Here is an 11999-nt window from a genome sequence, read left to right on the forward strand (position 1 = left end):
AGGGATAGCCAATCTAGAGATTGAGTCAATCTCTCCAGAATAGTAACCATAAGAGAAATGTCATGACGTTCGATTTACAAATGATCCCTCAAACGTTCGATATGCTACATGCTGGCTTAGCGGCATCTAGTGTTCTTTTGCTGCTGATTGCAGTTTCTCGCAAATCTAAAGTTATCGAGAAAGTCGTAGAAAAGCCGGTTGAGAAAATCGTTGAAGTAGAAAAGCCTGTCGAAAAGATCGTTGAAGTTGAGAAAGTTGTCGAAGTAGAAAAAGTGGTAGAGAAAGTTGTCGAAGTGGAATCTAAACTTGCAACCGCATCTACTGACTCAGCAATGCAACTGCTATCTATCATGCAGCAAGAAGCGCGCTTAATTGATTTCCTTAAAGAAGACCTAACTTCATTCTCAGATGACGAAGTGGGCGCTGCGGCTCGCGTTATTCACACTGGTGGTCAAAAAGTCCTAAACGACTACGTAACGCTTGAGCATATTCGCAACGAAGACGAAGAAACTCGTATTACAGTGGAAGCAGGCTTCAACCCTCAAGAAATTCGCTTGACGGGTAACGTAACGGGTCAGGCGCCATTTAGCGGTACGCTAGTACACAAAGGCTGGAAAGCGAGCGCGATGAACCTACCTAAGCTGGCTGAAAACTACGATGCGTCGGTTATCGCTCCTGCAGAGGTTGAGCTGTAATGGAACATCAAAACCCAGTGGCTGAGCAGCCACAAACACCTAAATTCAGCGTTGGTATCGACTTAGGTACCACGCACTGTGTCATGTCTTACGTTGATACTCACGATGAAGACGCACGCGTCGAAGTGATGCAAATTCCGCAACTTACTGCACCTGGCACAGTAGAAACGCGTAGCCAGTTAGGCTCGTTCTTGTACCAACCACACGAGCACGAAATGAACCCGCAATCACGCGTATTGCCATGGTCAAGCGAGCCGAAAGCATTAGTGGGTGCAATCGCTCGTAACCTAGGTTCTAAAACGCCGATTCGTTTGGTGGCGAGTGCGAAATCTTGGCTTTGCCACGGTGGTGTTAACCGCCGCGATGCATTTTTGCCAGCGGGCAGCCCAGAAGAAGTCGAGAAAGTATCACCACTTCGCGCAACTGAACTGTACTTAGAGCACCTAAAAGATGTCTGGAATCATGCTCATCCAAATGATTCTCTGTCTGATCAAGACGTAACGATTACCGTACCAGCGTCGTTTGACCCAGCGGCACGTGACTTAACAGCAGAAGCTGCTCGTAACGTTGGCTTGGTGCATTTGACTCTCTTAGAAGAGCCACAAGCGGCACTGTACAACTGGATCGATAATAGCAACGACAAATGGCGCGACGAAGTGTCAGTTGGTGATATCGTGCTGGTGGTTGATATCGGTGGCGGTACCACGGACCTTTCTTTGGTCGAAGTGACAGAAGACAACGGCAACTTAACCCTTAACCGCATCGCAGTAGGTGAGCACATCCTGCTTGGCGGTGACAACATGGACCTTGCGCTTGCATACCGCTTGAAAATGAAGCTCGCGCAAGAAGGCAAAGAGCTACAGCCATGGCAAGTTCAGGCGATGACACACGCTTGCCGAGATGCAAAAGAAGCGCTATTGAATGACAGCGAATTGCAATCAGTGCCAATCGTTGTTCCTAGTCGCGGCTCTAAACTGCTTGGCGCAACGTTAAAAACGGAACTAACACAAGAAGAAGTTCAGCAAACTCTGGTTGACGGTTTCTTCCCTAAAATCGCGGTTACTGAGCACCCAGTTCAACGTAACCGCGGAGCACTAACGCAAATGGGTCTGCCGTACGCTCAGGATGCGGGTATCACTCGTCATATCGCGGCGTTCTTGTCTAAACAAGTGAATGCTCTTTCTATTGCTGGAAATAACAGCGAATCGGCAGCAACGCAAGATTTCAATCCATTCGCAAATATGCCGGGTATGCCTGGTGGCGAAGCGCGATCAGCTGATTTCATCAAACCAACGGCGATTCTATTTAACGGTGGTGTACTTAAGTCACAACTGTTGTCTGATCGTCTTGAAGACACCATCAATGAATGGCTTATCGACGCTGATTGCGAAATGGCAAAACGCTTAACGGGCGTTGACCTTGACCTTGCGGTTGCATGCGGCGCATCTTACTACGGCTCTGTACGTCGTGGTCAGGGCGTGCGTATCCGTGGCGGTATTGCATCAAGCTACTATGTTGGTATTGAAAGCGCGATGCCTGCAATTCCGGGCATGGCGCCACCAATGGAAGCACTTTGTGTCGCTCCGTTTGGTATGGAAGAAGGTTCGAGCGTTGAAGTCCCAAGCCAAGAGTTTGGTTTGATCATCGGTCAACCTGTTAACTTCCAGTTCTTTGGTTCTACGGTTCGTCGCGATGATCCAGCTGGTACACACCTAGACCACTGGGGACAAGACGAGTTGGAAGAGTTACCAGAGATTCAGGTAACACTACCCGTTTCTGAAGGTCGCCGAGAGGGTGAAGTAGTCCCTGTCACTCTGGCTTCTCGCGTTACTGAACTAGGTACACTTTACCTAGAGGCGATCGCAGCCGACAACGGTCAGAAATGGCACGTTGAGTTTGATGTCCGCGAAGACAACAAACAAGATTCAAACGAAGAACAATAAGTAAATTCAAACGGCATCCTTTGGGGTGCCGTTTTTAAATAAGGTTTTGTCATGGCATCCCCTCGTTTCCTTGTCGGTATCGACTTGGGCACCACCAATACGGTTGTCGCCTTCTGTGAAATTACCGACGATTTACAACAATCCAAAGTATCCCTATTCGACATTGACCAACTGATTGGCCCAGGAGAGGTAGTACGTAAACCCCTACTCCCTTCTTTCCGCTACCATCCAGCAGAAGGTCAAATATCACCAAACGACCTCACACTACCTTGGGACGAACAACCTGTCGAAGGCGACATCAAACACTTGATCGTCGGTGAGTGGGCACGTGAGCTGGGCGCAAAAGTAGAAGGTCGCCAAGTATCCAGTGCGAAAAGCTGGCTCTCACACCAAGCGGTCGATCGCAGCTCAGATATCTTGCCATGGGCAGGCGCGAGCGATGTCGACAAGGTTTCTCCGGTTATCGCCAGTGCGAGTTATCTTAACCATATCCGCCAAGCATGGAACTATCGCAACCCAAGTAACAAGCTTGAAGACCAAGAAGTCGTGGTTACGGTACCTGCATCGTTTGATGAAACCGCACGTAAACTGACACTAGAAGCGGCGCAACTCGCAGGCCTACATAAGATTGTCTTACTCGAAGAACCACAAGCCGTGTGCTATGACTGGTATGCTCGCCACCAGCAAACGGCGGCAGATGAGCTAAAAGACCTGCCATTGATACTTGTTTGTGACGTTGGTGGTGGTACCACTGACTTAAGCCTGATCGAAGCTAAGTTCAATCAAGGTGAACTTGCGCTTGACCGTATTGGCGTTGGTGAGCACTTGATGCTTGGTGGTGACAACCTTGACTTAGCCCTCGCTCACTTGGCGGAAAGCCGATTCAGTCAGAGTAAAAAGCTCAACGCCGCTAGCCTTACCAAACTTATCCAACAAACCCGCAAAGCTAAAGAGCAGTTACTCTCTTCTGGCGCACCGGATGAAGTGAAAATCACGATGCTAGGCAGCGGTTCGAAACTGCTCGGTGGCACTAAGAGTATCGGCCTAACCAAGCAAGAAGTTCATCAGATTGCGCTGGATGGGTTCTTCCCGCTTTCCGACTTCTCACAAACACCAGATAAACGTCGTAGTGCAGTGGTTGAGTTTGGCCTCCCTTATGTAGCAGATCCAGCGGTGAGCAAACACGTGGCCGAGTTTTTGGGCTTACACCAACAAGTGTCCTACGCAGCACTTGGTCAAGACGATACTAGCAAACCGGCTATCCCGGTCGGTGTACTTCTTAACGGTGGTGTGTTTAATAGTGACCTTGTCACGGAACGAGTCACACAGTTACTCTCTAACTGGCGCGGTGCTCCTGTCACGGTGTTAGACAACCCTCACCCAGATTGGTCTGTGGCGTTAGGTGCCGTAGCATTTGGTAAAGCGCGCCGTGGTGCGCAACTCAAAATTGGCGGTGGTGCCGCTCGTTCGTATTTCTTGCATCTTCAAGAAAAGAACAAAATGGGCAAAGCACTTTGTCTACTCGCCAAAGGAACTGAAGAAGGTCACGAGATCCGTTTAAGTGGTCGTCGCTTCTCGTTAACGCTTGGCGAACCAGTACGCTTTAATTTATTGACTTCAACACATGACACATTAACCAACGACACCCAGATTCAAAACGGCGTCATGGTCGACGTTGACCCAGATATATTCGCCCCGCTGCCACCTTACATCTCCACCTTGGAAGGTGAAGGAGCCGAGCTTCAAGCCAACCAAAAGGAACGCGTTGAGGTCCAACTAGCGTGTCAGTTAACGGAAGTCGGCACACTGAAAATGGAATGCGTCAGCGTCGATAACGACGCGAAACGCTGGGCACTTGAATTCGAGGTACGGAACCAGAAAGCAGAACAAGGCGAAGAAGAAGTGCTCTCCCCTCGCCTTACTGAATGTAAAGAGCTGATCACACGCATCTACAGCGGCAATAAGAAGAGTGCCGATTCAAAAGAGATCAAAACGCTAGCCAAGGATCTTGAGAAGAAGCTCGGTAAGCGCGACGAATGGGACTTTGCAACGCTGCGCCAGTTGTTCGATGCCTTTGCTCAAGGTCGCAAACGCCGTCGCCGTTCTGAGCAACACGAAAAAAACTGGTTACGTTTGGCAGGTTTCTCATTGCGTCCCGGTTTTGGTGACGCAACGGACTCTTGGCGTATCGAGCAAGTTTGGGGGCTCTACCAACAAAGCATTCAATTTAAAAACCATCAAGGTTGGACCGATTGGTGGGTGTTCTGGCGTCGCATCGCCGGTGGTTTGAACCAAGAACAGCAAGAAACAATCCTAGCTGATATCGCAAAGTATCTTCATCCAGGTGCGATGAAAAATCCTCAGTCGGCAAAAGCGGCTCAGGAGATGGGTTACGAGTCGATGGTACGTCTTGCGGCCTCACTAGAACATCTGGAAGTCGAAGACAAAGTGTTGCTGTCTAGCTGGTTCCTAAATAAAGCACTCAACTCTAACCAGTTTGAACAAGCGCACTGGTGGGCTTTAGGTCGCTTGGCTTCACGCACGCCACTTTACGGTAGCCAACACAATGTTATTCCTCGCGAGCAAGCAGAGCAGTGGTTGCCGAAACTATTGGATAAGAATTGGCAGAAAGAGCCAATGATCGCCTTTGCTGCGGTGATGATTTGCCGTAAAACAGGTGATAGATTATTCGATATTTCCGATGAGTTTCGCAATCAAGTATTGGAAAAACTTAAACAAAGTAAAGTTTCACCTTCTTGGGTGACGCTTGTCGAAGAAGTGTCAGAACTTTCTGAAAGTGAGTCGAGACGCGTATTCGGAGATGCACTGCCAAGTGGTCTAACTCTGGTTAACCATTGATGATAATGCGATTTGTCAGCATTTCATGTACTGACAAATCGCTCTTAATACCCAGCTCAGAACTGGCATTTTCAACGATTTCCTGTCACCTCTCTTGCTCCGCCAAACATTAACAAAATGTAACCTGATCCAACTTTTTGTATCACATCGTATATAGTGATTAATGTTGATAAAACGATTACGATGTAAAACATCCTATCAAGTTTCAGCTTGTCGCTGCTCAACACTGGTATTCCATTAACAACAATAAAAATAGGATCTATACATGTTTTTCAATCGCTCTTTGCTGCAAGAAAACCAAAATTTAAAAGAGAAGTTACACGCTCTAACACAAGTTAGAGAAAGTCTTGAACTCGACATGCTGGGAATTTCTCTCGACCCACGCGGCCAAGTGGTTTCAGTTAATGATAAGTTTTGTACAGAATTAAACTTGCCCGAAAGTAAGCTTCTAAACCGACACATCACGGAACTGGTTCCTGAATTTGCTCGTAATACCGAACACTTTAGACTAATGAAAGCTGCAGTAGCCGAGGGTAAACACTGGAACGGTGCGCTGCAAATTGCCAAAGAGAATGGTGAAGAAGCGTGGTTACGTGCGATTGTTCAACCAATCCGCGATATCAACAGCAAGCTGTTATCTATTGTTGTGTTTGCCTCTGAGTTGACTCGCACTATTCAAAATTCGCGCGAACAAGAAGACATGCTCAAAGCGTTGAACCGCTCCACAGCAGTGATCGAATTTACCCTGTCTGGTGAAATCATTCGCGCAAACGATAACTTCCTAAATACCATGGGTTACACCAGCGAGCAGATAGTCGGTAAACATCACAGTATGTTTTGTGATACAGAAGAAGCCAACTCTCCTGAATATCGAGAGTTTTGGAAACGACTCGCGAGTGGACAGTTTGTATCCGAGCGTTTTAAACGAATTGACAGCCGTGGTCAGGTCGTTTGGTTGGAAGCATCGTACAACCCAATCCACAACGACCGTGGTGAACTGTACCGAGTGGTTAAGTTCGCAACCGTCATTACTGACCAAATCAATCAAGAACAAGCGGTAGCTCAAGCGGCTCTGATCGCACACGATGTTTCGCAAGAAACTGGTCAGCAGACAGAGCAAGGTCGTGAAATTGTTAGCTCAACCATTGAGCGCATGACAGCGTTAACCGAGCAGATGAGTCAGGTCAGCGAAAGTATCGAAGCATTAAGCCAACACTCGCAAAAGATCAATGGGTTGGTGAACAGCATCAGTGATATTGCAGACCAAACCAACCTTCTGGCGTTAAATGCTGCTATCGAAGCCGCCCGGGCTGGTGAACAAGGTCGTGGTTTTGCGGTAGTGGCTGATGAAGTAAGAAACCTTGCCTCAAGAACCAACTCAACCACAGAAGAGATTGGTAGCGTCGTTGCTGAAAACGTTCGTAGAATGGCGGAAGCAGTCGAACTTATCGCTAAGTGCCACGCTCAAGCGGGTGAAGCGCTGGCACTGTCTACCGAAGCAGGCCAGACCATGGAAGATATCCAAACAGGTGCGAACAAGGTGGTCAACGCGGTTAATCAGTTCAGCCGAAACCTCTGATTAATTCTATTGAAAAAATCGTTTATTGAAGCGGCTTACGAAAGTGAGCCGCTTTTTTGTTTTTCGCCATTTTTGTTAGTTTCACAAAATTAACCTTGAGAATATATATGCATAATTTTAGAATGCGCACGCAAAATTAAGTACATCATTTTGCATAACAATAATTATATTTAAGGTCAGCCAAAGCAATGAAACTAAAAGTGTACTTTCCAACTGGGAAAACAGTAACTTACCACAACAATCTAGAGCACCTGATGAAGTCGTTTGACATCGCAGGGATCAGCTACCAGCTCGTTGATGGTACCAATGCACTAAAGCACTCTCCACGCTAACGCTAAGAGACAGGCCAGAGTCACTCTGGCCTGATTTAGCAATTGCCCTTCTTTGCTTGTCCTGGTGGACAAAACGAGCGTCGACCTTTGCGCTTATAGTCGTAGTCAGACCCCTTAGTATTGAGTTTAACTTCAACGTCTTGGTATTCCCCTTCTACTCGGGTCAACTGACAACCAGACAACAATGCCCCCATCACCAGTGCAACTAAAATACTCTTCATGAATCAACATCCTCCATATATGTCGCAGACTTTAAGCGCTGAGCCATTTAGAATGTCATTGACTGGTTATCTTTTGTTTAGACAATGTTAAACCCAACAAGATGGAGAACAGCACCGTGGTTTTAGAAAAATACGAAGACATTTATCATCGAGCTGCCGAGCGTAAAGGCGGAGAAGCCAAGCTAGAAGCTCTTCTTTCTACACCACTAACTAAAGAGCAGGTTGCTGCAATCCCTAATGATCGCTGGTTATCCGCGTTTAGCATGAAAATTTTCCAAAGTGGCATATCTTGGAGTGTGGTAAGAAACAAATGGCCAAACTTCGAAGAAGTGTTCTTTGAGTTTAAAATCGAACCTTTGTTAATGCTGTCTGACGAACAATGGGACAATAAAGCCGCAGACACGCGTATTATCCGTCATCACGCGAAAGTGAAGTCAATTCAGGCGAACGCACAAATGATTCATGAAGCTTCATTAAAGCACGGTTCATTCGGCAATATGGTTGCCAACTGGCCGAGTGAAGAGATCACCGAATTATGGGCGCACCTCAAAAAACACGGTAACCGTTTGGGCGGGAACACTGGCCCTTATTCGTTGCGCCAGTTGGGCGTAGACACCTTTATCCTATCGGGTGACGTGGAAGCGTATTTACGTAACTGCAAAGTGATTGAAGGTGGTCGAGATACTCGACGTTCGCTTCAAGCGGCGAGCAAGGCTTTTGCTCAGTGGCAAAAGGAAAGTGGGCGTAGCCTAACGCAAATCAGTCAAACTATCGCCTTTAGCTCGGGAGACAACCGAGTGCTAAGCCCTATTGAATAAACACGCATTTTTAAACGGGTGGCTTTTCTTGCCTCGAAGCGTGGGCGTCATCTCCTGACGCCCAATCATCAAAACTGATTCAAGTACAATTCTTCAGTCGAGCTTAGTCAGAATTTTTTTACACAAGCGCTTAAGCTCGAGCATTTCGTCCAGTTCAATATCAACCTTGCACTTAATCGCATTCGGCACTTGCTGCGCTCTCAGTTTTAACTCTCTGCCTTGCTCGGTGAGATTTAGCACTCTCACACGCTCATCCTGAGTACTGCGTGCTCGCTCCACATACCCTTTGACTTCTAAACGTTTTAACAACGGTGTTAGCGTTCCTGAGTCGAGATGCAGACGATGTCCCACATCTTTAACACTGACACCATTTTGCTCCCATAACACCATCATCACTAAATATTGAGAATAAGTCAGGTCAAGCTCATCCAGTAATGGGCGATAAGCTCTGATCACCGCATTCGCGGCGCTATATAACGGAAAACAGACTTGGTTATCCAAGCGCAATTTTTCATCATCGCGTAATTGGGAAGCCCCTTGGCATTGATTCATTAAACATCACTCACAAAATAAATTGCGCACAATATACTTGTGTTACTCGATTATTTCGATATAAGATTGCAAGCAATTAGATTGTACGCAATATAAATTATTGAGGAATACCCAATGACAACACTATACAAAACTCAAGCTACTGCTCTTGCTGGTCGTAACGGTCAAGTTAAAACTGATGATGGATTACTGGATGTCGGTTTGTCTTATCCCAAAGAAATGGGCGGTAATGGCCAAGCAACTAACCCAGAACAATTGTTCGCAGCTGGTTACGCCGCGTGTTTTTCCAACGCTATTTTACACGTAGCACGTGAAGCGAAAGTGGCATTGAAACAAGCGCCTGTGACGGCTGAAGTCGGTATTGGTCCAAATGATAAAGGTGGGTTTGCACTTACTGTCAGCCTTGCTGCTGAGCTTGAACTGCCAATCGAACAAGCGATTGAACTGACGCGTACTGCTCACCAAGTGTGCCCATATTCAAACGCGATACGTGGCAACATCGATGTTCAAGTTACCGCCAACGGTGAAGCGATTTGACTGGTTTCATTGCCCCAAACAAAAAATGCCGACCTAACTAGGTCGGCATTGGTCGTTAAACGTAAGTGAACGTTATGCTTGCTCTGCGAACTCTTTACGCAGCTTTTTCGCCGCAGAAACCATGTTCGCTAGAGACGCTTCCGTTTCAGCCCAGTTACGAGTCTTAAGACCACAGTCTGGGTTTACCCAAAGACGCTTCGCAGGGATCTTTTCAGCGGCTTTGTTGATAAGACCTTCAATCCAGTCTTCACTTGGAATGTTTGGCGAGTGAATGTCGTAAACGCCAGGACCAATCTCGTTCGGGTAGTTAAACTCTTCGAACGCTTTCAGTAGTTCCATGTTTGAACGTGAAGTTTCGATGGTAATCACGTCTGCATCCAACGCGGCAACTGAATCGATAATCTCGTTGAACTCTGAATAGCACATGTGCGTGTGGATCTGTGTTTCTGGTTTCGCACTCGCCGCAGAAATCTTAAATGCGTTAACTGCCCAGTTTAAGTATTCCGCGTGGTCACGTTTTTTCAGCGGTAGACCTTCACGAATTGCAGGTTCATCAATTTGAATAATGTTGATCCCAGCATCTTGTAAGTCAGAGACTTCGTCTCGCAACGCTAGAGCAAGTTGGTCGGCAATTTCTTTGCGTGAGATATCTTCACGTGGGAATGTCCAACACAGAATCGTTACAGGGCCAGTCAGCATGCCTTTCATTTGCTTTGAAGTTAGCGACTGAGCGTAAGTGGACCATTCAACTGTCATTGGTTTTTCACGCTCGATATCCGCGACAACAATGGCAGGTTTCACGCAGCGAGAACCGTAGCTTTGTACCCAACCGAATTTGGTTGTTTGGAAGCCCGCTAAGTTTTCTGCGAAATATTCCACCATATCGTTACGTTCCGCTTCGCCGTGTACAAGAACATCCAGATCCAGCGCTTCTTGACGTTTTACTGCGTCTGCAATGTGACCTTTCAGCGCTTCGACGTATTCGCTTTCAGAAAGTTTACCTGTACGGTACGCACTGCGCTGCACGCGGATTTCACTTGTTTGTGGGAACGAGCCAATTGTCGTAGTCGGGAACAACGGTAAACCAAGCACTTCGCTCTGGTGAGCCGCACGCTCTGCGTATGGCGCACTTCGCTCGGCCAACGCTTGGGTCACCTTGCTTAAACGTGCCTGAACTTGAGGTTTGTTCACTTCTTTCGAAGTCTTACGTGCCTGAATCGGCGCACTGTAAGTATCGCAAGCTAGGATAGCTTCTTGGTCACCTTCTAGTGCTTTACCTAGTAACGCCACTTCCGTCACTTTCTGTTTGGCAAAAGCAAACCAGCTTTGTACATCTTCAGATAAAGACGGCTCAAGGTCGAGGTCTACCGGGCTGTGAAGCAGTGAACACGAGCTTGCAACCCAAAGCTTGTCACCCAATTTATCTTTAATTGGCTGCAGTGTTTCGCGTAGTGTCGTCAAGTCTGCGCGCCATACGTTACGACCATTAACGACACCTGCTGACAGTACCCAACCTTCAGGCAGTTTATCTGCTACTTGTTGTAATTGCGTTGGCGCCGCTGATAAGTCCACGTGCAGACCGTCAACATCCAGCTCAATGATTTTGTCGAGTGAATCGGTTACCGAATCGAAGTAAGTGGTCAGAAGAACTTTTACATCACTACGGATCACTTGGTATGCCAGTTTAAACGAATCTAGCCACGGTTTTTCCAATTCAAGAGACAGAATTGGCTCGTCGATTTGTACCCATTCAACGCCCTGCTTCGCCAGTTTTGCTAGGATCTGTTGGTAAGCCGTTAGCAAACGCGGCAGCAGCGTTAAGCGATCAAATCCTTCTTCAACTTCTTTACCCAAGTACAGGTAGCTGATAGGACCTAATAGTACTGGCTTAACTTTGTGGCCCGCTTTAGTCGCTTGATTCACTTCTTCAAACAGCTGCGGCCAACTGACTTCAAAGCTGTCGTCTTTGCTAAACTCTGGCACGATGTAGTGATAGTTGGTGTTAAACCACTTAGTCATGTCTGATGCAGCGCTGCCTGCACTACAACCACAACTGGCTTGAGATTGTCCGCGACCAACTTTGAACAGCGTATCTAAGTCAGGGAAGCCATTGCGGTGACGCTTTGGCACGTGACCAAGTAGCAATGTGGTTGTGAGTACATGGTCATACCATGCGAAATCGCCAGCGGTAACAAAGCTAAGTCCTGCTTGAGCTTGTGTATCCCAGTTTTTTTGACGCAGGTCTGAACCAACATTTTTTAGTTCAGCCTGGTCAATTTCACCACGCCAGTATTTTTCTAGAGCAAATTTTAGTTCTCGTTTTTCGCCGATGCGTGGATAGCCAAGAATGTGCGTTGTTATAGCCATGTTCATAATCCTTTTTAGAAGTCATTTATTGTTCGGTCAGACTACGCTTCGACAGTGTAATGTTATTACCGAAGATGTCTGGATGGCCAAACTATC

The 11999-nt window shown here is 47.1% G+C and carries 10 protein-coding genes and 1 pseudogene; 8 read left to right on the plus strand and 3 right to left on the minus strand.

Annotated elements, in window-relative coordinates; all coding sequences use genetic code 11:
- Positions 1-62: 62 nt before the first annotated feature.
- The 6 genes and pseudogenes from HCZ42_RS00775 (at position 63) to HCZ42_RS00795 (ending at position 7408) form a co-directional block, all read left to right on the plus strand.
- Positions 63-695 (plus strand): DUF2760 domain-containing protein, encoded by a 633-nt coding sequence (locus tag HCZ42_RS00775; RefSeq protein ID WP_167418888.1) that lies wholly within the window; start codon positions 63-65, stop codon positions 693-695.
- Positions 695-2638: an Hsp70 family protein gene (locus HCZ42_RS00780; RefSeq protein WP_167418889.1), complete on the plus strand. Its 1944-nt coding sequence runs from the start codon at positions 695-697 to the stop codon at positions 2636-2638. Before HCZ42_RS00775 ends, HCZ42_RS00780 begins: the two co-directional genes overlap by 1 nt.
- A gap of 51 nt (positions 2639-2689) precedes the next feature.
- Positions 2690-5497, plus strand: coding sequence for an Hsp70 family protein (locus HCZ42_RS00785; protein ID WP_167418890.1), 2808 nt, complete (start codon positions 2690-2692; stop codon positions 5495-5497).
- A gap of 358 nt (positions 5498-5855) precedes the next feature.
- A pseudogene (locus HCZ42_RS22165) lies at positions 5856-6542 on the plus strand (PAS domain-containing protein); the annotation flags it as partial.
- A gap of 129 nt (positions 6543-6671) precedes the next feature.
- On the plus strand, positions 6672-7076 hold the full coding sequence (locus tag HCZ42_RS22170) for a methyl-accepting chemotaxis protein (RefSeq protein WP_439848977.1): 405 nt from the start codon (positions 6672-6674) through the stop codon (positions 7074-7076).
- A 188-nt stretch (positions 7077-7264) separates the two neighbouring features.
- On the plus strand, positions 7265-7408 hold the full coding sequence (locus HCZ42_RS00795) for a hypothetical protein (RefSeq protein WP_167418892.1): 144 nt from the start codon (positions 7265-7267) through the stop codon (positions 7406-7408).
- 35 nt (positions 7409-7443) lie between these two features.
- On the opposite strand, the gene HCZ42_RS00800 is transcribed toward HCZ42_RS00795, so the two are convergent.
- Entirely contained in the window at positions 7444-7629 is a 186-nt protein-coding gene (locus HCZ42_RS00800; protein WP_167418893.1) for a hypothetical protein, read from the minus strand.
- Positions 7630-7745: 116 nt separating this feature from the next.
- On the opposite strand from HCZ42_RS00800, the gene HCZ42_RS00805 reads away from it, so the two are divergent.
- On the plus strand, positions 7746-8447 hold the full coding sequence (locus HCZ42_RS00805) for a DNA-3-methyladenine glycosylase I (RefSeq protein WP_167418894.1): 702 nt from the start codon (positions 7746-7748) through the stop codon (positions 8445-8447).
- 93 nt (positions 8448-8540) lie between these two features.
- Here the strand turns inward: HCZ42_RS00805 and HCZ42_RS00810 are convergent, their stop codons facing one another.
- Positions 8541-8999 (minus strand): MarR family winged helix-turn-helix transcriptional regulator, encoded by a 459-nt coding sequence (locus tag HCZ42_RS00810; RefSeq protein ID WP_167418895.1) that lies wholly within the window; start codon positions 8997-8999, stop codon positions 8541-8543.
- Positions 9000-9113: 114 nt separating this feature from the next.
- On the opposite strand from HCZ42_RS00810, the gene HCZ42_RS00815 reads away from it, so the two are divergent.
- Positions 9114-9536 carry an organic hydroperoxide resistance protein gene (locus HCZ42_RS00815; protein ID WP_167418896.1) on the plus strand — a complete coding sequence of 141 codons (423 nt, stop codon included), beginning with the start codon at positions 9114-9116 and terminating at the stop codon, positions 9534-9536.
- A gap of 72 nt (positions 9537-9608) precedes the next feature.
- Here the strand turns inward: HCZ42_RS00815 and metE are convergent, their stop codons facing one another.
- On the minus strand, positions 9609-11903 hold the full coding sequence (metE, locus tag HCZ42_RS00820) for a 5-methyltetrahydropteroyltriglutamate--homocysteine S-methyltransferase (RefSeq protein WP_167418897.1): 2295 nt from the start codon (positions 11901-11903) through the stop codon (positions 9609-9611).
- Positions 11904-11999 lie beyond the last annotated feature (96 nt).

The sequence above is a fragment of the Vibrio hepatarius genome (assembly GCF_011806575.1).
Taxonomy (GTDB): Bacteria; Pseudomonadota; Gammaproteobacteria; order Enterobacterales; family Vibrionaceae; genus Vibrio; species Vibrio hepatarius_A.